We start from the raw sequence: 20,317 nt of genomic DNA on the forward strand, positions 1-20,317 counted from the left end.
CTCGTTCGTTCAGTGACGTTGGCGTGCGCGGAAGGCGGCGGCGTTGACCCGGTTGCCACAGGTGCGGCTGTCGCAGTACGCCCGTGACCGGTTGCGGGAGAAGTCGACCAGTACCCGGTTGCAGTCCGGTGCCGCGCAGGTGCGCAACCGGCTGCCCTCGCCGGCCACGAGCAGGAAGGCGAGTGCCATCGCGCAGTCGGCGTTCAGGTGTTCGGCCAGCGATGCGTAGGGCGGGAAGAAGTGCAGGTGTACGCCGAGGTCGTCGTGTTCGACGACGCGCGGTGTGACGGTCGCGTTGGCGAGCGCGTCGTTGATCAGCCGGTTGCGGGCCTGGTCGTCCGGTGCGACGAAGATCGCGGCCAGCCGGGCCCGGACGCGGTGCACGGGCTCGACATCGGCGTTCGTCGGTGGCGCGACCTCGGTGATGATCCGTTCGGTGACGAACCTGCGCAGCGCGTCGCCGTCGGGTAGTTCCTCGCTTCCGTTCACGTGCGGGCTGGTGTTGACCAGCGCGGTGATGGTGCCGAGCACATGGTCGAGGTGGTGCCGCGAGGTCACCATGTCAGTCCTCCGCCGGTTGATGGGAGACGAACGCACCAGCCACATCGCTTCCGCCGGCCGGTGTGGACCGGTGGAAACGCACGAGGAACCGGGCGACGACGGCGACGATCTCGTCAACCAGGGCAGCGCCGAGTTCGGCGGTGGCCCGGGCGGCGTCGTCCGTCCGCCCGTCGCTGGCCTCCCAGAGGCCCGGTCGGCGGATGGACGCCCCGGGGATGTCCGGGCGGCCGAGCGGTGTCCACTCGGTGGGGTCGGTCACGCGGCGGTCGAGATGGACGAGGTCCGGTTCCAGCGCGAGCATCAGCGATGTCTCGAAGTGCCCGGCGTGACCCGGGGAGGCGAAGCCGTGTGCACGCAGCACGTCGTCGGCGAGGACCCAGTACGAGGCTGCGGCGATGTGCAGGTCGAGCCGTTCCTCATGGACGAGCCGGTCGACGGCGAGGCGGATGGCGGAGTCGTTGCCGCCGTGTCCGTTCAGCAGCACGACGCTGCGGAACCCTTCGCGCACCGCACCGCCGACCAGGTCGCACAGCAGGTCGACGTAGGTCGAGGTGGTGAGGCTCAGGGTGGCGCCGAGGGGCAGGTGGTGGTGTGCGCAGCCGAACGGCAGTGTCGGCGCGACCAGAACGGGCACCTGCTCGGCGGCCAGTCGGGCGGAGCGGTGCGCGATGGCGTCCACGCAGGCGGAGTCGGTGCGTGTCGGGAGGTGGTGGGCGTGCTGCTCGGTGGAGCCGAGGGGAAACACGAGCGTCGTCCCGGCTGCCGCCGGGTTCAGCTCGTCACGGGTGAGTACGTCGAAGGCGATCGTCCCCGGGGGGACCCGCTCGCCGACGTGAACGGGGGAGCGCATGCCGGAGACCATAGCGCACGTAAGCCCCGTAGTCATTTTTGATCATGCGCGATTTTGGTAAGGACCATGCCTCAACTGCTCGTTCTTGACGCTCCCACCCGGGAGCATTATGTTCTGCGTACTCAGCAACCGAGCTTACGGTCATGACGCGGGGCAAGGTTCGTATCCAGGGCGCCTGAGGAGCTCAACTGCTGTCACACAAGCCTCAAGAGGAGACAGACCTTTGAAGAGACGCTCCTACCTCGCTGGCGTCGCCGGGCTCGCGGCGTCGCTGGTACTGACCGCGTGCAACAACGGCGGCACCGAAGACCCATCGGAGCCGCTCAGCGGCGCCGGCAAGACCCTCGTCGTGCAGGGCAGCGCGTACTTCCTTCCCGTCTTCAAGGAGGTCGGCGCGCAGCTGCAGCAGCAACTGCCCGGTCTGCAGATCAGGTACGACGAACTGACCGGGGAGCAGGAGAGTTCGACCAACCTGCAGGTCGTCACCTCCGACGCTGCTCCGGATGTAGCGGACATACCGACCAACCTGCCGCCTTACCGGACCCTGCTCAAGGCCCAGCAGTTGATCCCGCTCGACGACGTGTGGGCGGCCAACGACCTGGAGAACGGGTACGGCAAGGGCCTGGCGAACTCGCTCAAGGCCGACGACGGCCGCCCGTACGTCGTCTCCTACAGCCGTACCCTCTACGGCGTCGTCTGGTACAACAAGGCGATCTTCTCCAAGCTCAACATCACGGTCCCGGCCGATCACCAGATCGCGTCGATGGCCGACCTGTTGACGATCACCAACGCCCTTCGTGCCGGCGGATACCAGCCGCTGGCGGCCGGCGGCGCATCGAACTACCACCTGACGTGGATTCTGGACAGCCTGCTGCCGACCTCGGCGACGTCGGAGCAGTTGACGAACTTCGTCAGCAACTTCAACTCGAAGGTCCCGGTCACGGTCGACTACACCGACCCGTCGTTCACCGCGGTGCTCGACCGGCTCAAGGAGATGTACGACAACAAGGTCTTCCAGGACGGGACCCTGGGGATGGACTCACCGACGACCAACGCGTTGTTCGCCTCCGGTAAGGCCGGGATGCTCATGGGTCACGACCTCTCACCGACCGGCGCGAAGAAGACGAGCAAGACGGACCTGGACCTGGACTTCCTGTTCCTTCCGCCGATCAACCCCGGTGTCAAGACGCTCCCGGTGAACTACGCGGGCAACACCCTGGCCATCCCGAAGAAGGCGAAGAACCCCGCCATCGCGAAGGAGTTCCTCAAGCTGTTGATGAGCAAGGAGAACCAGGCCAAGGCGATCAAGTGGAGCGGCGGTGCCGCACCCGCCATCGACCTGCCCACCTCGTTGCTGACCGAGGGAAAGCCCGCGAACGAGATGGCTCTGCTCAGCTACGGCGCCGCGAACGGGACCCGCGACGGGTGGGCTTCGATCGTCCCCGCCAAGCTGGGAACAACCGATCCGTACATCGAGAAGCTGTTCACCGGCAAGATGACCGCTGCGGAGATCGGTAAGGCGTTGAACGGCATACGGGACGAGCTCAGGTCAAGTTCCTGACCCTGTGCGTACCGCAGATACCGCCGGTCGTCAGCAATGGCCACCGGCGGTCCATCCCAGAAAGCTGCTGTGGACTGTGACCCCTCATGCGTTCCGCCGGCGCGGTACGACCGCCAAGGTCCCCTGGCCCCTGGCCCTGATGCTCAGCCTTCCGGCCCTGGTCGGCATCGTCGTCGTGTTTCTGGTGCCGTTCGTCGGCACGATCAGGCTCTCGTTCACGACCTGGTTCGGCGTCGGTGAGGCCCAACCGGTCGGCCTGAGGAACTACGACGCGCTGTTCAGCGATCCCACCTTCTACTCCTCGATCCGAATCACCGTTCTCTACACGCTGCTGTCCGCGGTCGGCATCGTCGTCCTCGCCACCGTCACCGCGATGTCGGTACGGCGGGGGCGCCTCGCCACGGTGCTGCGGATCGTCTGGTTCCTCCCCGCGATCGCGCCGGGCGCAGCGGTCGCGGTGTTCTGGGCGTTCGCCCTCCAGCCGGTGTCCGGGGCGGTGAACGGCCTGCTCGGCAAGGTCGGACTCGGCAACACGCACGCCTGGTTGGCGTCGCCCCGTCACGCGATCTACGTCGTCGTCGCGGTCACCATCTGGGCAGGCGTCGCGTTTCCCTTCCTGCTCGTCGTGGGCGCGATCGAGCGGATCGCCCCGGAGATCTACGAGGCCGCCCAACTCGACGGCGCCGGGGCCGCCCGCCAGGCGTACCACATCACGTTGCCGCTGATCCGGCCTGTTCTCGCGATGGTGACCGTGCTCGAACTCATCTGGAACTTCAACTCGTTCACGACGGTGTGGGCCATGACCAAGGGCGGCCCCGCAGAGGCGACGAACACCCTGCCCGTACGCCTCTACATCGACGCGTTTCAGAACTTCGAATTCGGCGAGGCGGCGGCGCTCGGCGTGCTGACCAGCGTGATACTGGTGGCGATCGGGCTGGTCGGGCTGCGCTTCGCCAACCGGAGCGCCGCATGAAGCCCTCACCGAAGTCTTCACCGAAGCGCTCACTGAAGCTCCCGAGCAGCGCCGGTGCGGGCGCGTCGTGGCTGCTCAAGATCGTCTGGACGCTGCTGATCGTCGTTCCGTTCGTGCAGATCATCCTGCTGTCGCTGCGGTCGATGGCGAGCATCTACAACGACCCCCTCGGATTCTCCGGGGACTGGGTTCCCCGCAACTTCCCCGACGCGTGGGCCGGCCCGTCCGGTACCGCAGGCTTCGGCCTGTACACCCGCAACTCGGTGCTCGTCGCGGTGGTCGCACTGGCCGTGTCGACCGCACTGGGCTCCCTGGCGGCGTACTTCACCGCGACGTTGCCCCCGAAGTGGCGGCGTCGGGCCATGCTCGTGCCGCTGATCGCGACCACCGTTCCCACCATCGCCCTGCTGATCCCCTTCTTCCAGGCCTTCAACCTGCTCGGCACCCTGAACAGCCCGAGCGCGGTCGGCGTTCTCTACGGACTGCTGTGCCTGCCGACCACGGTCCTGGTGCTGCACGCGTTCTTCCTGGACTTCCCGGAGGACATCCGCGAAGCCGCCGCCATGGACGGGCTGGGACACGTCGAGACCTTCTTCCGGATGGTGTTGCCGTTGTCCACCGGGCCACTCGGCGCGGTCGGGCTGCTCAACCTGATCTGGGTCTGGGGCGAGACGCAGATCGGTCTGGTACTGCTGCACTCGTCCGACGCCCAGACGATCCCCCTCGGACTGCTGTCCTTCCAGGGGCGTTTCGTCAGCAACCTCGGCCCGATGTTCGCGGGCCTGGCGATGGCCACCGTCCCGATCATCGTGGTGTACATCGTGTTCCACCGGTCCATCAACAAGGGGATCTCGCTCGGCGGGTTCCGATGACAGGTTCGGGAAAGCGACAGGCATTGACTCCCAGAGCGCCGCTCAGCCCGCCCGGCGACATCCCGGAACTCGACGGGAAGGTCTGGCTGTACACGGGTGCCGAAGGTCCACCGCTGGCCCGGCAGCAGGCGGCAGCTCAGGCGTACCTGAGCAACCGTGGGCTCGCCGAGGCGGGCCGCGCCGCGCACGCCGAGGTGGAGGAGAGGCTGCGGCGGCGGATCGCCACGCTGCTCGGACTCGGGCCGGAGTCGGTCGCGCTGCTGTCCAACGCCAGCGAGGCGATCAACCTCGTGGTCGGAAGCGTCCCGCTGGTGCCCGGCGACAACATCGTGCTGAACGCGATGGAGTACCCGTCGATGGTGCAACCCTGGCTGCGTTGGGCCTCCCGGGGGGTCGATGTCCGGGTGGCGCCGGCGATCGGCGGTGACGTGCCGGCCAGTTCGATCACCGACCTGATCGACGACCGGACGAAGGTGGTCGGGGTCAGCCACGTCAGCTACCTCTCCGGTTGGCGGCACGACCTGACCGCGATCACCGCGGCGGCCGAGGCGGTGGGCGCGCTGACCCTGGTCGACGCGACGCAGTCGCTCGGCGTCGTCCGAGTTCCCGGCAACCAGGTCGACGTGGTGATCAGCAGCTCGTACAAGTGGCTGCTCGGCGGCCACGGCCTCGGCATCCTCGTGTGGAACACGGCCCGCCGGCCCCTGCCCGAGCCCTCGGCCGTGGGCTGGCGCTCGGTGGGGGAGATATTCACCGACGATCGCCTGGAACGCTACGAACTGCACTCCACGGCGCGCCGCTTCGAGGTCGGCCTGCCGTCGTACCCCAGCATCTACAGCCTCGACGCGTCGCTGGCCTGGCTCCTGCAGTTCCCGCCCGAGGAGGTGGAGGAGCACGTACTCGCCCTCACCGGCCGACTGGTCGACGAACTCTCCGAGCGCGGATGGGAGCTACTGACCTCGACCGACGACGCGCACCGGGCCGGCAACGTCAGCGTCAGGGCGCAGCACGGCGCCGAGCTGGCCGGCGAGCTCGCCGGCCGGGACGTGCACTGCTGGGGCGGGGACGGCAGGCTGCGGTTCTCGCTGCACCTGTTCAACGGCGACCGGGACGTCGACCGCCTGCTGGTCGCGCTGGACTCGATGCGGGGACCGGTGCCGTCCGACCCGCGTCGTCGCGGTGGAGCGGGTGTGTCATGAGCGCAGTCGCGGACCTCGTGGTGCGGCACGGCCATGTCATCACCATGGACGACGACCGCACCCAGATCGAGGACGGTGCCGTGGCGGTGGTCGGCGACACCATCGTCGCGGTGGGCGCCGACCGGGACGTGGCGGCACAGTACACGGCGACCACGGAGATCGACGCCGGCGGCGGACCCGTCCACCCGGGGCTCATCGAGGCCCATCTCCACGCCTCGTACCAACTGTTCCGTGGTGCGCTGCCGGACCAGATGCCGGAGGACGAGACGTTCGACAGTTTCGAGAGCGTCTTCTACAACCAGGTGCGCGACGAGGACGAGTACCTGTCGGTCGCCCTGGCCGGGGTGGAGATGATCCGTAACGGCACGACGTGCTTCCTCGAAGCGGGGACGATCCTCGCGCCGGACAGTGCGGCGGCGGCGGCGGAGCACGTCGGGATCAGGGCGCTGCTCGGGGACACGTTCATCTGGGACCAGCCACACGGCTTCGCGATGGGTACGACCGAGGACCAGGCGCACCGACGGCCGGTGCTCGCGCGCACGCCGCAGTCACGGGACGAAGCGCTGGCGGGTCTGGGTACGCAACTGTCCCGCAACGACAGGGACGGCCTCGTCCGGGGGCACGTGGCCGTGCTGGGCCTCGGCACCGCCAGCGAACAGCTGCTGGTCGAGGCGAAGCGGGTCGCGTCAGCCGCCGGCGTCGTCCTCAACATGCACCAGTCCTACAGCCCGGCCGACACCGCGGCGGACCGCGTCCGGTTCGGCACCGACCCGCTGGTCCGGCTGCACGAACTCGGGCTGCTCGACGGCGCGGTCACGCTCGCGCACGTGAACCACCTGACCGACGCGGAGGTCGAGGTCGTTCTCGACTCCGGAGTCAACATCGCCTGGGCTCCGGCCGCGTCGATGATGTGGGGCCATGGCAGCACCCTGCACGGCCGCCACGCCGAACTGTGGCGACGTGGCGGCCACCTCGCTCTCGGGTCCGACTCGCCGAACTGGTCGAACAGCCTGGACCTGTTCCGCCAGATCATGTTGGCCGTGTTCGGCGCCCGCGAGGCCCACCGGAGCCGGACCTACCTCACCGCCGAGGACGGCCTGTACATGGCCACCCGTGGGGCCGCGCGGGCGGTGGGGATGGCCGACCGGATCGGCTCGCTGGAGGTGGGCAAGAAGGCCGACATCGTGATCCACACGCTGGACCGGCCGGAACTCGTCCCCACCACCGACATGACGCGCAACCTCATCTACGCCTCGGGTGCGAAGTCCGTGGACACCGTCATCGTCGGCGGGACCGTGGTGCTGGAACACGGGGCCTTCCGCCGCGTCGCCGAGCGGGAGCTGTACCGGGAGGTTCGCGCGGCGTCACGAGCGCTGCTGCGGCGGATGGACCGTACCGTCACCCCCAACACCCCGACCCGGCGGTCCCGGTGACGAGCGTGGTCGGGATCGAGCTCGAGCCGGTGACCTTCGAGAGGGCCGCGCAGACCGTGGTACGCCACGGCGACCTGTCGGCAGCGACCTTCCGCTACGGCAGTGGGGTGTGTGGCCTCACCATCCGGCACCGCAGTATGGAGCTGGAGTTGCTGCCGTTCCAGGGACAGCAGGTATGGCGGGCCAGGTTCGGCGGGCGGGAGCTGACCATGCGGTCCATGTTCGACGAGCCACGACCCACCCAGGAGTACCTGGGCACCTACGGGGCGTTGTTCATCCACTGCGGGGCGCTGGCCATGGGCAACCCCGGCCCCGGGGACCACCACCCCCAGCACGGGGAGCTACCGAACGCGCCATACCGTCGGCCACGGCTCGAGGCCGGATCGGACGCGCAGGGCAGGTTCCTCACCCTCACCGGCAGCTACGAGCATGCCACCGCGTTCGGCAACCGCTACCTCGCCACGCCCCGGCTGACCGTACGTGAGGGCAGTGGTCGACTCACCGCGCGGATGTGCGTCCGCAACATCGGCCACCGCCCGATGCCGCTGATGTATCTCGCCCACGTCAACTTCGCCCCCGTCGACGGTGCGCGGCTGATCGACTCCGTGGGGACCGAGACGATCGAACCCGGCCGGCCGGTCGATCCCGAGCGGGTCACCACCCGACACCCCACGGCGGACGCGCACGGCTGGGCGCACGCGCTGCAGGTGCACCCTGACGGCGGGGCCGACTTCGTCCGGCACCGCCCCGCCGAACTCGACCATGCCCTGCGCTGGCTCGTGCGCGACGGCGACCAGGACGCGTTGGGCTTGGCCCTACCCGCGACGGCGGAGGCCGAGGGTGTGGAGCGAGAGACCGGGAAGGGAAACGTGCGACGGCTGGGGCCAGGGGAGAAGTTCACGTGCACCGTCGAGTTCGGTGCGCTGGACGCCGCGGACGCGGTCACGATGGTGTCCGCGATCAGGACGGGGGCACTCGATGGCTGATCGCATGCCCACGGTCGCCGTGATCGGTCTCGGCGCTTTCGGGCGGGCGCACCTTCAGGCCTACGTGCGGGCCGGTGCGCGGATCGCTGCGGTCGCCGATCGCGATCCGGACCTCGCGCACCGGACAGCCGAGGAGTTCGACGTTCCCGCCTCCTTCACCGACGCAGTGGAACTCCTCGACGCGGTGCCGATCGACGGCGTCTCCGTCGTCACGTCCGCCGCGTCACACGTGGAGTTGGCGCGCGAGGCGACGCTGCGCGGATGCAAGGTGCTCCTGGAAAAACCGATCGCGACGACGGCCGCAGAGCTGGCGACGCTGCCCGATGCCGCCCGGTCCCGCATCCTGCCGGGGCACGTGCTGCGCTTCGCGCCGCTGCACCAGCGGTTGCGAACCGAGATCGCATCAGGGCGCATCGGCGCCGTGCGGGGCGTCGCGGCCGGCAGAAGCCGGACCCGCGACCACCAGCGGCTCTACGCCGACGTCCACCCGGCGCGGATGACCGGCATCCACGACATCGACCTCGTCACCTGGCTGACCGGCTCTCCGATCCGGCGGGTCGTCGCCTCGGTCGACGGAGAGCCGACGAGCCTGGTCCAGGCGCACCTGCTCTCCGCGTCGGGCATCGCAAGCTCGATCCGGGTGTCCTGGCTGCTGCCCGACGGTGCCGGTGCCGAGGACGAGTTGGAGGTCTACGGGCAGGAGGGGGTGGCCCGGCTGCGGGTCGACTCCACGGGTGCGGTGCTGTACGGGCAGTCCCGCGAGCGGCCGTGGGCCGTCGCGCCGCCGACCGACACGCCCGGCCTGGACGCCGAGATCAGCCACTTCCTGCGGTGGCTGCGCGACGATGTCGAGCCACTCGTGACGTTCGCCGCCGCCGCCCACGCCGTAGCTGTCGCCGACGCGATCGTCGCATCCGGCACGGCCGGCGGTACGCCCATCGATGTCCTGGAGGTGCCGTCATGGACGAAGCAGTGACGAAGGCGTTCGCCACGGTCGAGGCTGAACTGGACCGGCGGCGTGCCGATTTGGAGGCGCTCGTCTTCGAGATGGTCTCCATCAACAGCCAGATTCCGCCCTTCGGTGACGAACGCGCGATCTGCGCCTTCCTCTCCTCGGCGCTCCACCGCCTCGGGATGCCCGAGGCCGAGACCCACGCCCTCGTCCCCGAACGACCCAACCTTCTCGTACGGATTCCCGGTGCGCCCGGCGGCAGACGGCTGCTGCTCTGCGGCCACATCGACACCAAGCCCGTCGGGGACGCCCGCGACATCTGGCGATCCGAGCCGCTCGCCGCCACCATCACCGGCGACCGGGTCTACGGCCTCGGCATCACCGACATGAAGGCCAGCGTCGGCGCGATGATCACGGCCGTCGCGGCGATCCGGGCGTGCGGCATAGAACTCGCGGGCGACGTGCTGCTGGCGCTGGTCGCCGACGAAGAAGCCGGGGCCACCTTCGGTGCCAAGTTCCTCGCCCCACGGATCGCCGCCGACGTCGATGCGGCGCTGATCGGCGAGCCGTCGGGCTGGACCCGGGACTGGGAGGGAGTCCATCTCGTCTCCCGCGGCCTGTGCTGCTTCAAGGTCCGGGTGCGCGGTACCCAGATGCACAGCAGCCTCTCGGACCGCATGCCGTCGGTGAACGCGAACATCGAGATGGCGCGGCTGATCCTGCAGTTACGTGACGATTTCGCTGCGGCGCCCATCTCACAGCCACGCGACGGCCTTCGCCCGACCGCCAACATCGCGGTCACCACCAGCGGCGGTGTCTTCTACGGCGTCGTACCGGGCGAGGCGGCCTTCGGCTGCGACCTACGCATCGTGCCGGGCGTGTCGGAGGGCGAGGTCCGCGCCTTCCTCGACGGCTGGGCGCACCGGATGACCAGCGCCGGCCCGGCGCAGGTCTCCATCGAGTACGACGACGTGCTGAGCTGGATACCGAGTGCCTCTCTGGCTGCGGACCATCCACTGGCCGTGTCCGCCGTCGCGGCCACCCGTGCCGTGCTGGGTACCGACGTCCCGCTGTCGAGTTTTCCCGGCACGACGGATGCGCCCTGGTTCGAGGGGGCCGGTGTGCCGACCCTGCCCTCGCTCGGCCCCGGCATCCTGACGTATGCCCATGGCCCCAACGAGTTCGTGACCCGAGAGGCGATCCACGAGGCCGCCAAAATCTACGCGCACATCGTGCTCAGCTACTGCGGCGTCGCGCGGTGAGCCTCCTCGCCGACGCCCACGTCCACTTCTTCGCCACCGGCTACCCGGGCGAAGACCGGTTCCCGGGCCGGGTCGGGAGGTCGCCACCTACGAACGGCGCCTGGTTGCGGTGCGGCGGCGGTGAGTTCGCAACCGATCCGGTACCGGCGCCGCTGAAGGAGTCCGCATGCCCCACGGTCCGCTCACAGGGTGCAGCAATGAAAAGGAGAAACAGAGATGAAGGAGTTCGATGGCCTGACTGCCATCGTGACCGGCGGAGCTTCCGGGATTGGGCTCGCCACCGCAGGGCTGCTGTCTGAACGGGGCGCCCGAGTCGCGGTGCTTGATCTCCACGTCGACGGCATCGGCCCGGAGTTTCTCGCACTGGAGTGCGACGTGACCGACGACGCGGGGGTCCCTGCGGCGGTCGCGACGGCCGAACGGGAGTTGGGCCGACTCGATGTCGTGATCAACAACGCCGGCATCGGCGCCCAGGGCGCGGTCGAAACCAACGACCTCGACGAGTGGCGGCGCGTCCTCGACGTCAACCTGCTCGGCGTGGTCCGCGTAGCCCAGGCCAGCCTGCCGGCCCTGCGCCGCTCCCCAGCAGCGTCGATGGTCGTCACCTCGTCGATGGCGGCCATGATCGGCCTGCCGCAGCGGGCGCTCTACAGCGCGACCAAGGGTGCCCTGCTCTCACTCACCCTGGCGATGGCCGCCGACCACGTCCATGAGGGTATCCGGGTCAACTGCGTGGCTCCCGGCACCGCGGACACGCCCTGGGTCCAGCGTCTGCTGGCTGGGGCGGCCGATCCGGTCGCCGAACTCGCCGCTCTGGGCGCCCGCCAACCCATCGGCCGGTTGGTCAGCGCGTTGGAAGTGGCCGAGGCGATCTGCTACCTGGCGAGCCCACGCTCCGCGTCGACCACCGGTACGGTCCTGTCCGTCGACGGCGGCGCCCGGAGTCTCCGCCTGCCTGTCCGGCCCGCGAACTGATCAGCGTGACGTGGCGGTACCCGGACTGTTCAGGTGGTTAGTGCGGGAAGCCAGTCGGATCAGGAGTCGCGTCCACTGCTGCCGACATCAGCCCACCACCCACGGACCGACCAGCCAGCCTCACAGTCAGGCCAGACGCGCGGTGGTGGCGGCTGACCCACCACAGCAACCACCCGGCACCGGCCGAGGGCAGCCGAAAACAGTGGCCCCAGCGGCCACCGGCACGCAGTCAGCGTTCGCAGCCTGCCTTCACGTCGGTGTCCTTGCCCAGGCAGAGGTCACCGGCTGCGGTGTCGTTCGGGCCGCCGTCCAGTCGGTCGTTGCCGGGGCCGGCATCGAGGGTGTCGTCGCCATAGCTGCCGTACATGAGGTCGTCGTCGGCGCCGCCGAAGAGAGTGTCGTTGCCCTCGCCGCCGGACACCCGGTCGTTTCCGGCGTCGCCCGACCCCCAGTCGTCGCCGCCGTGGCCCCAGAGCTTGTCGGCGCCGTCACCGCCGATCAGGTGGTCGTTGCCGATTCCGCCGTTGACGATGTCGTTCCCGGCGCCACCGTCGGCGGACAACTGGCCGGGCGCGTTGTTCGTGATGGAGTCGTTCCAGCCCAACGTGTCGACCTCAATGTATGGCTCCAGGTCGAGGACGTAGCAGTTCACCCGGGTCGGATCGCCGGGGACCTGCTGACAACCCGGGCCGGGGGTGATCGGGAAAGCGTCGTCGATGGTGATCATGCCGCCGCCGCCACTGACGACGACGTTGTTCTCCCGCCCGATGCCGGCCGTGAACGCCACCGTGTCGGGGGCATCGATGTTGACCTCCGCCCAGGCGGTGCCGTTGGTGGCGGCCTCGGCGGGCGCGGCCAGCACGACGCCGAAGCAGACCGTGGTGAGCAGGGTCAGGCCCATTCCGGACAGGCATCGCGAGCGTGGCACGAGCATCTCCAAAGAGGAAGAACCAGGTCCGCCCTACCGTAGCAGCGTCGCCACGGCGTCACCGTTGGATAGTCGGCAATGCGCCGTAGTGCTCCCGGGTGCACTTCCGCTGCACAAGAAACTGCCGGAAGACGATACGACGTGCTGGTACGCATTGCGAACCGGTTGCAACGCAAAGGGTTCTGGGGAGGAAGCAGCCGTAGCCCTGCAGTGGCTGCGGATCGTCGAGTGGCACGACGACCTGCCCGGTATCGACAAGACCGGTGTCATGTGCCGCCATGTCGGCGACGGCAAGGGCTTCCTTGGCTCCCGCGTCAAGGTCCTCACCGGCTGGCCCAGCTGCAAGGCGGTACCGCCGATCGGCGACCTCAACCGCGACGGCAGGAAGGACCTGGTCGCCCGGCACTCCGGCGGGGTGCTCAGGTTCCACGCCGGCCCGGGCAACGGCGGCTTCGCGGTCCGGGTGAAGGTCGGCGGCGCGTGGAACAGCTGTCCGGCCATCTTCTGACCTGACCTGCACCGTCAGATCGCCCCCGACCGACGGTCGGGGGCGATCTGACGGTGCAGGTGACATGAGCGAGCGATCGTTCCGCGCCACAGCACCGACGACGGGAGCCGACCGGTATGCCACGGGATTCGACCGGAGCAGAGAAACACGGACCGTCCTGCGACAGTCAACAGGGCGTATCACTCGACGATCGCGCTGCCGCGCTCGCCGCCGGCCGAGCGGCTCTACCAGGAGGTCACATCAGGCCGCGACGTAGCCGTTGAACACGTGGACGCCGTCGTAGGCGCCGCTCGAGTTCGCCCGGTTCGTGTTGAAGTACAGCTTGCCGTCGCTGATTCCGACACCCTCGATCTCGAACTTGGTCGAGTATGCCGAGGACGTGATGCGGAAGGAGAGGTCGGTGGCTGCGGGGGCGGTCCCCGTCGTCGTCGGCGAGACGTTCCGGTAGACAAGCACGATGCTGCGGTTGTCCTTGGTCAGCGGGTAGTAGAGAACCTTCTTGGCCGCGTCGTAGAAGAACCCCTGGTTGGCGAACGTCCCGAGGTCCGGCACCGGGGAGCCGTTGACGAGGGCGCCGTCGACCTGCAGGTCGAACGCTCTTGTCAGGTCGATGGTCCCGGAGGAGGCGCGCAGCGGGAGGCTGCCGTTGTAGATCGTCCTCCCGCTTTTGAACATGAACGTGATCGCAGTGCTGGTCACCGAGACTCGACTGATCCCGGAGGGCGTCGAAACGGCCCCGTTGAGACGCACCTGGTACGAGCCGGCGTGGTAGTACGTGGTGCCGTCGTAGCGGAGCCTCACGAGCTGCGCGCCGCTCGTGTTCATGGTGACGATGAACATGTGGTGCTGACCGTCGATGTCGACGATCGTCATGTCGTTGCCGTGCCCGAGCCAGGTGTTGGTCGACCCGCCGTTGGTGCCGTTGGTCATCACTACCCGCTCACCCGTGGTCTTGTGGACGCGGTAGATGACGGAGACGTCGTCGTAGTTGGTGTGGTTCTTGATCGAGTAGAGGTAGGTGGTTCCGGCGGCGAAGCCCTGTACCCCGGTGCAGCAGCTCGTGTCGGGTGTGCTGGCGATGTCGGTGTACGTGTTGTAGTAGGCAGCTTGAGCTGCCTGTACAGACAGGACCAGAAGGCCGATCACCGAGGCGACCACTGTCGTCAGTCGTCTACCGATTCGCATGGTGTCCTCCCCAGGCTCCTGACGACCTGGGCCCCGTTGCCCGCGAGTTCGTCGTGTGCAGGCTATGGGGCGCTGATTGAGCGGTCAACGCGCCGACGGGACTCACGCAGATGCCCGCGAATCGGTAGCGCCACGTGTGTGACGGTGATGCCGGCCTATGTCGGCGTGACCGTTTGCAGGATCCGCCGTAGATCAATGGGATGGAAGCCGGCAGGGTCGGAGCCGAACGCGCCCGTGCCTGCGGCGAACGCCAACGACGCTGGGGCCAACCAGTTGCCCGCGCAGGCTGACCCCGACACCGTCGACGTTCGTGGTCACGGCGCTGGATGGCGTGGATCCTGCCGGATCCCAGGGTTCGGGGCTGTGGCGTGTGGAGGACAGCGGTCACGTCAGCCTGGTCGGAACGAGTTGTCAACCAACTCTCGTACGCTGCCGAGAACATCTCAGCGACACCGATACTATGAGGGTGTGGGGACGGCGTATGCGCGATTGGCGACGGCCTGTCTGCGATAGGGGGCGGGGAGATCCGGCAGGGCGAGAAGACGATCACAGGCCCGGAGGGATTCGTCCACCTCGCCGACCCAGTAGGCTGCGATCGAATATTCGAACAGAATGCCCCAGCGATACACCCATGGGCTGACAAACAACAGGTCGTCCGGCGCCGGTCGGTCTAGGCCAGCACGTGCCACCGCGTACGCGGCGTGGTAGCGGCCCCTTCGTCGCAATCGCGAGCACAGTTCATAGCATGCCTCGAGGCGTTGTGGACGTACCTCCCACGCGCGAGTGAGAGCGTCCATCGCACCCGGCCAGTCGTTGCTCTCTGCTCTGAGCACTCCAGACTGAAGCAATGCGTAGTAGACCTCTTCGACCCAGCCGCCCATCTGCGCTCGACGCTCGTAAAGCCTGATCGCCTCACTGACGCAGCCCATGTCGCGCATGGTCTGAGCGAGGTAGAAAACACTTCTCGGGTTGTTGGGATCGCGTTCCAGTTCGGCGCTGAGCAGTTTCGCGTCACGTTCGAACTTGTCATGGCGAGACCCGCCGTCGGCATGATCCTCGATCACGAGGGCGTCCATGTTCTCTTGACGGTCCGACGTGTCACAGGTCAGATATTCGTGAGTGACTCCCTCGTACCGCCATGGGAAATCACCACGGACGAGGCGCTTCACGCGGTACTCGACAGGACCCTCGTGTCGCAGCATGTAGGCGTCAGCGGTCAATATTGACAGGGGTCCATCCTGGCGGACGACGAGGTCGGCGTCGAGAAGGAGCAGGTAGTCGGCGCGACCGCGAGCGTGTGAGATGTTCAGGCTCCGGTTGTGGCCGAAGTCCACCCACGGCTCCTCGTGCAGCTCACCAGGGATAGAGCCCAGTGCGGATCGAATGAGCCGCTGCGTCCCGTCGGTCGAGCCGGTGTCGGAAATGACCCAGGTGTCCACCAGGTCACGTACGGATCTGAGGCAGCGTTCGATAACCTTCGCCTCATTTTTCACGATCATGCACAGGCAGATGGACGGCTTCATGCCCTCACCTCCTCGGCGCCTGCGGCTTGTCCCCCACGGTAGGACGGACCCTGCGGTACGACGATGGCCGAACGGCGCATATCACCCTTACAGGTACCAGTTGCATGAACGCGGGTGATACTCGCCTTTAGGTCAATAGGGTGGAGCTGCACGAGGTAAGGGACTCCCGGAATCCTTCCGGGCTTCCTGACGCACCGAGAGAGGAAGATCGAATGAACCGGAACCCTTGCACGAGTTCGAGGTTGGGTCCCCTCATGGGGCGCGGTCGGTGGGTGACCGGTGGCGCCCTGGCATCACTCGCGTTCGCAATCGCCGGCGTGGCGGTCACAGGCGGAGCTGCAGCGGCCAGCCCTCGGGTAGACGACCTGAGCGCGATGACACGTGCTGACGAGAGCGGCTGGTCCGCAGACTACGAGGACTGGTCCGGAGACTACGAGGACTGGTCCGAGGACGAGGGCTATCAGAAGCATCACAAGCGGTGGTGGCTGCACAAGGGTGGCATTCCGGGCCCGACCGGTCCGGCGGGCCCGACAGGTCCCGCTGGACCGACAGGTCCTGCTGGTCCGACTGGCCCGGCAGGCCCCGCTGGTCCGACCGGTCCGGTGGGACCTGCCGGACCGTGCGCCGATATCGACAGTTACGCGCCGTCAAATGCCGAGGAGTTCAGCGCCGTAGTCTCGGATGGAGTGACGTACGCGGGGCGGCGGGATCTCCAGCCGACAGAGGGCGCCTACACCTGGCTCGACCTGAGTAACAATGACGGCTATCCGGGGGCTACGGTTTGTGGTGTCGCCATCTCCTCTCAGGGCAACGACGCTTGGGTCAAGGTGCTGACCACCACGGGCGAGGTCTGGCAAACCCACTGCGATGTGCCAGGAACGACGTTTGTCTGCAACGAAGACTGGGTCCAGCAAACGACTCCGACACCATCGCAGTAGTTCTCAGGCTTGGTTGGGGGTCCGGTTGCGTTCTCCGGGCCCCCAACCTGGCGCGGTAACTCGGCGGTGAGGCCTCTGGGCGCCGACCGGGCCCGCGCCCTCCTGGCCCTGACCGCCCTCCACGAGCAGACTGCCTCCGCCCGGTCCACCACCGCCGACCCGAGGGTGGCTCGGCGTTCCCTGCACCCGGCGGCGACCTGGCCTCCGTACGGGACGTGGCGGGCTCTGACACGAAGTTCGTAGTTACTCCTAGGGCGTGGTGGCTACCGGAATGCGGGCCAGTGCTCGGCCACGTCCGGCTGCGCAGCGGCATGGAGGTCGGTGTCGACGAGGGTTAGGCCACGCTCGACCGGATGCTCGCTGATGGCGTTCTCTGACCGCCCCGTCCGGCGGCCCCGGCAGGCCACCGAGTGTTCGGCGACCGGGTCCACGGCACCCGGTTCTGGGACGTGCCGTCCCCGGTCACCGGTTGGACCGCCCGCGACGTCGTACACCACCTGACCGGATGGCTTCCCGGCTTCCTCGCCTCCGGCCCGCGTGTCGAACTGCCCCGCGAACCGTCGGTGGACTCCGACCCGGTCGCGGCCTGGGAGGCTCAACGCGACGGGAATGCCGGCCGTGCTGGACGATCCGGTCTCAGCGCATCCGGAGTTCACCACCCCGCACACCGGCGGCCTGCCGCTGCACAGCGATCGACCGGTTCTACACGGCCGACGTTTTCGCGCACACCTGGTACCTGCCAGGACGAGCGGCTGGGCCTCGACTTCTGAGCCCAACTCATCGCCGGGATGGGGCCGATGGAGCAGGTCGTCCGCGCCTCCGACCAGTTCGGCACCCGAGTCGAGGTGCCCGACGACGCGGACGCCCGGATCCGTCGGCCGGGACCCGCACTGACCGCCAGCGGTGCGCAGGTGCGAGAGGAACCGGTGTCGGGCGTAGGCTGACCTGCGTGGACGCCGAAGACCGGATCGCCCTCTTCCTCGACTACGAGAACCTCGCGCTGGGTGCCCGGGAGCACCTCGGCGGAATGGTGTTCGACCTGCGCCCGGTGGCCGACGCGCTCGCCGAGCGGGGGCGGGTGGTGGTCCGGCGGGCGTACGCCGACTGGTCGTTCTTCGACGAGGACCGGCGGATGCTCACCCGGTCGCACGTCGAGCTCATCGAGATCCCCCAGCGCATGGGCGCGGCCCGGAAGAACGCGGCCGACATCAAGATGGCCGTCGACGCGGTGGAGCTGGCCTTCGAGCGGACGTACATCTCGACCTTCGTGATCTGCACCGGGGACAGCGACTTCACGCCGCTGGTGCACAAGCTGCGCGAGCTCAACAAGCGGGTGATCGGCGTCGGTGTCGAGAAGTCCACGTCGGCGTTGCTGCCGCCCGCCTGCGACGAGTTCCTCTACTACGACCGGTTGGAGGGGGTCGACGCCCCGCCGACGCGCGCCCGCCGGGGCCGCCCGGCGCGGACGACCGGCCCGGAGACGCAGCGGCCCGCGCCGGAGCCGGAGCCTCCGGTGGAATCGGAGGAGACCGCCGCTCCCCGGGACGTGGACAGTGTCGCGGTCCTGGTGGCACAGACCGTGGCGGGCCTGGAGGGCAGCTCGGGCGGTACGGTGACCGCCTCGACGCTCAAACGCACCCTGCTGCGCAAGGATCCGACCTTCAGCGAGTCCGACTACGGGTTCCGTACCTTCGGGGAACTCCTGCGGCACCTCGCGCAGCGGAGCATCGTGGAACTCGCGACCGGCCCGGCGAAGGGTGACCCGGAGGTCTCGCTGCCTGAGCACGGCGACCGGGAGGCGGCGTTCGGGCTGCTCCGCGTGGTGGTGCTGGAGCTGGGCAGCGGCGGGGGAGAGGTGGCGCTCTCCGGCCTCAAGAACCAGCTCCGCCGGGCCCGGCCCGACTTCAGCGAGAAGAAGCTCGGCTACCGGGGTTTCCTGCAGTTCTGCAAGGCCGCCGCCACGGGTGGTGTGGTCGACCTCCGGTGGAGTCCGGAGGCCGACGACTACCTGCTCACCGCCCGCCCGTCCTGATCGGGTAGTCGCCGGGCGTTTCCGCACCCAGCCACCGAGCGCCCACGCGCTCTCGGCGCGCAGGCGCTGACCAGCGGTGTGGTCCGCTATGCCGCCGGCTGGCAACCGCTACGGGTCCTGCTGGAAGCAGGGGCGACCCTGGGCCCGAGGGAGGAGGCACCTCTTATCACCGCGGTGATGAAACCCGTCGCACCGGCAGTGCTGCGCCTTCTCCTCGCACGGTGCGGACGTCAACCAACAGCGTTCCGATGCGACACCGGCGATCGTCGTGGCCGCCCGGCGCGGCGATTACGCCGCGGTGGACGTGCTTCTGCAGGCCGGCGCCGATGCGGATGCCCCCGACGCACGGGGGCGGACAGCGTTGATGCACGCGGTCGAGCGCAACGAAAAGCGGGTCATCGCGGCCCTTCTGTTGGCCGGCGCCACCATCGATACCGTGAGCGCCGATGGCATGACCGCGCTGCGACTGGCTCGAGGTTGGCAGCGCCAGAACGTCCAGTTCATGCTGGGGGAGCGTCACGTCGGCCTGGACGACGTGACGATCGCTCGCACCGTCGTACGGGTCGTTCCGACTGGCGTTCGCCTCATCAGCGACCCCCGCCGGTTACGGCTTCGAGCGTGACAAGGCGATCTTTCGTCGGTTCTCGCCGGCAGGCGATGTGCTCGTCGTCGAGTTGCAGACGTCTGACCACTCGACGAAGGTGGAGAAGATCTTCTACATCAACGTGGCGCTGGTGGTGGCACCAAGTGGGAACGGGACCGTCATCAGTACGATCTCCCCGCCACGGCGCTGCCCGGGCATGTGGACGGCACCTGGCGGCGCAGGATCGGGTTCACCGGCTTCTCTCGTGGAGAGCAGTGGCGGATCACCGATGAGGCGAGCGCAGCCGAGGTGTCGGAGCAGGTGCGGCGCCGGTTGGACGATGTTGTGCCTCAGCTCCTTCCCTTGCTGGACCGGAACACGCTCCTTGGGGACGCTCCCGAGTTCCTCAAGTCGGCGGCCTGGTTGACGCGTGGGTGGCTGTTGGCGGAACGCGGGTCGTCGGAGGAACTGGAACGGCTGCTGTTCGCAGAGCCCACCACGCACGAGTTCAGTCCGGTGGCAAAGAAGGCGATCGGGGAGTGGGCGACCATCCGGAGCGAGGCACTGGAGGGGCAGCGGTGTCGGCGTACGCCTTGAACTGCAGAGCCGCGTACGCCACGAAGTACAAAGCATCCATTGACGTAAGTGCGTCATATGGGAAGGTCGCGAGTGTCCGTCGACTACGTTAAGTCACTGCAAGTGGGGACAGTGGTGTCCGGATCTGCCCGATGAGTTTGCGTCGGCCCATGCTCGGGGATGCTGCCCCGGCTGTTGCTCCTTGCCGCGTCGATGACAAGCGGCACCCTCGCTCACAACTCGTCGTTACGGAGGCTGGGGAGCTGGGCCGGGTAGATGGCGCTCATCTCGTCGTTATTGACCCGTAGGGCAAATATGCCGTGGTCATCCGGCGGCGTAGCGGACTTCAGGCTTACCGAAGAAGGCTTTCACCGTGGCTGGCTGGTTCTGCCGACGACGCAGGTGCCGGCTGGCCGCGGC

Annotated in this window: 20 protein-coding genes and 1 pseudogene; 16 read left to right on the forward strand and 5 right to left on the reverse strand. The window is 68.2% G+C overall.

The window, feature by feature from the left end:
• Nucleotides 1-9: 9 nt before the first annotated feature.
• Together GSF22_RS04100 and GSF22_RS04105 are read right to left on the reverse strand one after the other, a co-directional pair.
• Nucleotides 10-561 (reverse strand): CGNR zinc finger domain-containing protein, encoded by a 552-nt coding sequence (locus GSF22_RS04100; RefSeq protein ID WP_208811376.1) that lies wholly within the window; start codon nucleotides 559-561, stop codon nucleotides 10-12.
• A 1-nt stretch (nucleotide 562) separates the two neighbouring features.
• A complete protein-coding gene (locus tag GSF22_RS04105; RefSeq protein WP_208811377.1) occupies nucleotides 563-1,411 on the reverse strand; it encodes a creatininase family protein in 849 nt (282 codons plus the stop codon).
• A gap of 223 nt (nucleotides 1,412-1,634) precedes the next feature.
• On the opposite strand from GSF22_RS04105, the gene GSF22_RS04110 reads away from it, so the two are divergent.
• The 9 genes from GSF22_RS04110 to GSF22_RS04150 all read left to right on the forward strand — a co-directional run bounded on the left by GSF22_RS04110 (nucleotide 1,635) and on the right by GSF22_RS04150 (nucleotide 11,624).
• Nucleotides 1,635-2,972: an ABC transporter substrate-binding protein gene (locus GSF22_RS04110; RefSeq protein ID WP_208811378.1), complete on the forward strand. Its 1,338-nt coding sequence runs from the start codon at nucleotides 1,635-1,637 to the stop codon at nucleotides 2,970-2,972.
• A 76-nt stretch (nucleotides 2,973-3,048) separates the two neighbouring features.
• Nucleotides 3,049-3,945 carry a carbohydrate ABC transporter permease gene (locus tag GSF22_RS04115; RefSeq protein ID WP_208811379.1) on the forward strand — a complete coding sequence of 299 codons (897 nt, stop codon included), beginning with the start codon at nucleotides 3,049-3,051 and terminating at the stop codon, nucleotides 3,943-3,945.
• On the forward strand, nucleotides 3,942-4,817 hold the full coding sequence (locus GSF22_RS04120; RefSeq protein WP_208811380.1) for a carbohydrate ABC transporter permease: 876 nt from the start codon (nucleotides 3,942-3,944) through the stop codon (nucleotides 4,815-4,817). The genes GSF22_RS04115 and GSF22_RS04120 overlap by 4 nt, the downstream gene beginning before the upstream one ends.
• Before the next feature lie 23 nt (nucleotides 4,818-4,840).
• Nucleotides 4,841-6,016, forward strand: coding sequence for an aminotransferase class V-fold PLP-dependent enzyme (locus GSF22_RS04125; protein WP_208811381.1), 1,176 nt, complete (start codon nucleotides 4,841-4,843; stop codon nucleotides 6,014-6,016).
• Nucleotides 6,013-7,449, forward strand: a complete 1,437-nt coding sequence (locus GSF22_RS04130; protein WP_208811382.1) for an amidohydrolase family protein — start codon at nucleotides 6,013-6,015, stop codon at nucleotides 7,447-7,449. Before GSF22_RS04125 ends, GSF22_RS04130 begins: the two co-directional genes overlap by 4 nt.
• 29 nt (nucleotides 7,450-7,478) lie before the next feature.
• Entirely contained in the window at nucleotides 7,479-8,435 is a 957-nt protein-coding gene (locus GSF22_RS04135; protein WP_208811383.1) for a DUF4432 family protein, read from the forward strand.
• Nucleotides 8,428-9,411 (forward strand): Gfo/Idh/MocA family protein, encoded by a 984-nt coding sequence (locus tag GSF22_RS04140; protein ID WP_208811384.1) that lies wholly within the window; start codon nucleotides 8,428-8,430, stop codon nucleotides 9,409-9,411. The genes GSF22_RS04135 and GSF22_RS04140 overlap by 8 nt, the downstream gene beginning before the upstream one ends.
• Entirely contained in the window at nucleotides 9,396-10,649 is a 1,254-nt protein-coding gene (locus GSF22_RS04145; protein ID WP_208811385.1) for a M20 family metallopeptidase, read from the forward strand. Before GSF22_RS04140 ends, GSF22_RS04145 begins: the two co-directional genes overlap by 16 nt.
• A gap of 216 nt (nucleotides 10,650-10,865) precedes the next feature.
• Nucleotides 10,866-11,624, forward strand: coding sequence for an SDR family NAD(P)-dependent oxidoreductase (locus tag GSF22_RS04150; protein WP_208811386.1), 759 nt, complete (start codon nucleotides 10,866-10,868; stop codon nucleotides 11,622-11,624).
• Nucleotides 11,625-11,853: 229 nt separating this feature from the next.
• Here GSF22_RS04150 and GSF22_RS04155 read toward each other — a convergent pair whose 3' ends face one another.
• Nucleotides 11,854-12,552, reverse strand: a complete 699-nt coding sequence (locus GSF22_RS04155; RefSeq protein WP_307803707.1) for a calcium-binding protein — start codon at nucleotides 12,550-12,552, stop codon at nucleotides 11,854-11,856.
• 88 nt (nucleotides 12,553-12,640) lie between these two features.
• On the opposite strand from GSF22_RS04155, the gene GSF22_RS04160 reads away from it, so the two are divergent.
• The gene (locus GSF22_RS04160; protein ID WP_208811387.1) at nucleotides 12,641-13,060 is read left to right on the forward strand and encodes a hypothetical protein; all 420 of its coding nucleotides are present in this window, start codon (nucleotides 12,641-12,643) and stop codon (nucleotides 13,058-13,060) included.
• Between the two features lie 240 nt (nucleotides 13,061-13,300).
• On the opposite strand, the gene GSF22_RS04165 is transcribed toward GSF22_RS04160, so the two are convergent.
• Nucleotides 13,301-14,218 carry a hypothetical protein gene (locus GSF22_RS04165; protein WP_208811388.1) on the reverse strand — a complete coding sequence of 306 codons (918 nt, stop codon included), beginning with the start codon at nucleotides 14,216-14,218 and terminating at the stop codon, nucleotides 13,301-13,303.
• Nucleotides 14,219-14,703: 485 nt separating this feature from the next.
• Nucleotides 14,704-15,768, reverse strand: a complete 1,065-nt coding sequence (locus tag GSF22_RS04170) for a glycosyltransferase (RefSeq protein ID WP_208811389.1) — start codon at nucleotides 15,766-15,768, stop codon at nucleotides 14,704-14,706.
• 212 nt (nucleotides 15,769-15,980) lie between these two features.
• Here GSF22_RS04170 and GSF22_RS36100 point away from each other — a divergent pair, with 212 nt between their 5' ends.
• The 6 genes and pseudogenes from GSF22_RS36100 to GSF22_RS04205 all read left to right on the forward strand — a co-directional run bounded on the left by GSF22_RS36100 (nucleotide 15,981) and on the right by GSF22_RS04205 (nucleotide 19,918).
• On the forward strand, nucleotides 15,981-16,706 hold the full coding sequence (locus GSF22_RS36100) for a hypothetical protein (protein ID WP_439957738.1): 726 nt from the start codon (nucleotides 15,981-15,983) through the stop codon (nucleotides 16,704-16,706).
• A gap of 797 nt (nucleotides 16,707-17,503) precedes the next feature.
• Entirely contained in the window at nucleotides 17,504-17,650 is a 147-nt protein-coding gene (locus GSF22_RS04185; protein ID WP_208811391.1) for a hypothetical protein, read from the forward strand.
• 5 nt (nucleotides 17,651-17,655) lie between these two features.
• Entirely contained in the window at nucleotides 17,656-18,738 is a 1,083-nt protein-coding gene (locus GSF22_RS04190; RefSeq protein ID WP_208811392.1) for a PIN domain-containing protein, read from the forward strand.
• 229 nt (nucleotides 18,739-18,967) lie between these two features.
• Nucleotides 18,968-19,360: pseudogene (locus GSF22_RS04195) on the forward strand (ankyrin repeat domain-containing protein); the annotation flags it as partial.
• Between the two features lie 37 nt (nucleotides 19,361-19,397).
• Nucleotides 19,398-19,748, forward strand: coding sequence for a hypothetical protein (locus GSF22_RS35945; protein ID WP_368856894.1), 351 nt, complete (start codon nucleotides 19,398-19,400; stop codon nucleotides 19,746-19,748).
• Nucleotides 19,685-19,918 (forward strand): hypothetical protein, encoded by a 234-nt coding sequence (locus tag GSF22_RS04205; protein ID WP_208811394.1) that lies wholly within the window; start codon nucleotides 19,685-19,687, stop codon nucleotides 19,916-19,918. Before GSF22_RS35945 ends, GSF22_RS04205 begins: the two co-directional genes overlap by 64 nt.
• Nucleotides 19,919-20,317: the final 399 nt, after the last annotated feature.

Source organism: Micromonospora echinofusca, assembly GCF_017614955.1.
Lineage (GTDB): Bacteria > Actinomycetota > Actinomycetes > Mycobacteriales > Micromonosporaceae > Micromonospora > Micromonospora echinofusca_A.

Bases quoted from the DNA above. Each gene is read 5' to 3' on its own strand.
- GSF22_RS04100 (WP_208811376.1), bottom strand. From the start codon at position 561: ATGGTGACCTCGCGGCACCACCTCGACCATGTGCTCGGCACCATCACC.
- GSF22_RS04105 (WP_208811377.1), bottom strand. From the start codon at position 1,411: ATGCGCTCCCCCGTTCACGTCGGCGAGCGGGTCCCCCCGGGGACGATC.
- GSF22_RS04120 (WP_208811380.1), top strand. From the start codon at position 3,942: ATGAAGCCCTCACCGAAGTCTTCACCGAAGCGCTCACTGAAGCTCCCG.
- GSF22_RS04130 (WP_208811382.1), top strand. From the start codon at position 6,013: ATGAGCGCAGTCGCGGACCTCGTGGTGCGGCACGGCCATGTCATCACC.
- GSF22_RS04140 (WP_208811384.1), top strand. From the start codon at position 8,428: ATGGCTGATCGCATGCCCACGGTCGCCGTGATCGGTCTCGGCGCTTTC.
- GSF22_RS04145 (WP_208811385.1), top strand. From the start codon at position 9,396: ATGGACGAAGCAGTGACGAAGGCGTTCGCCACGGTCGAGGCTGAACTG.
- GSF22_RS04150 (WP_208811386.1), top strand. From the start codon at position 10,866: ATGAAGGAGTTCGATGGCCTGACTGCCATCGTGACCGGCGGAGCTTCC.
- GSF22_RS04170 (WP_208811389.1), bottom strand. From the start codon at position 15,768: ATGAAGCCGTCCATCTGCCTGTGCATGATCGTGAAAAATGAGGCGAAG.
- GSF22_RS36100 (WP_439957738.1), top strand. From the start codon at position 15,981: ATGAACCGGAACCCTTGCACGAGTTCGAGGTTGGGTCCCCTCATGGGG.
- GSF22_RS04185 (WP_208811391.1), top strand. From the start codon at position 17,504: ATGGAGCAGGTCGTCCGCGCCTCCGACCAGTTCGGCACCCGAGTCGAG.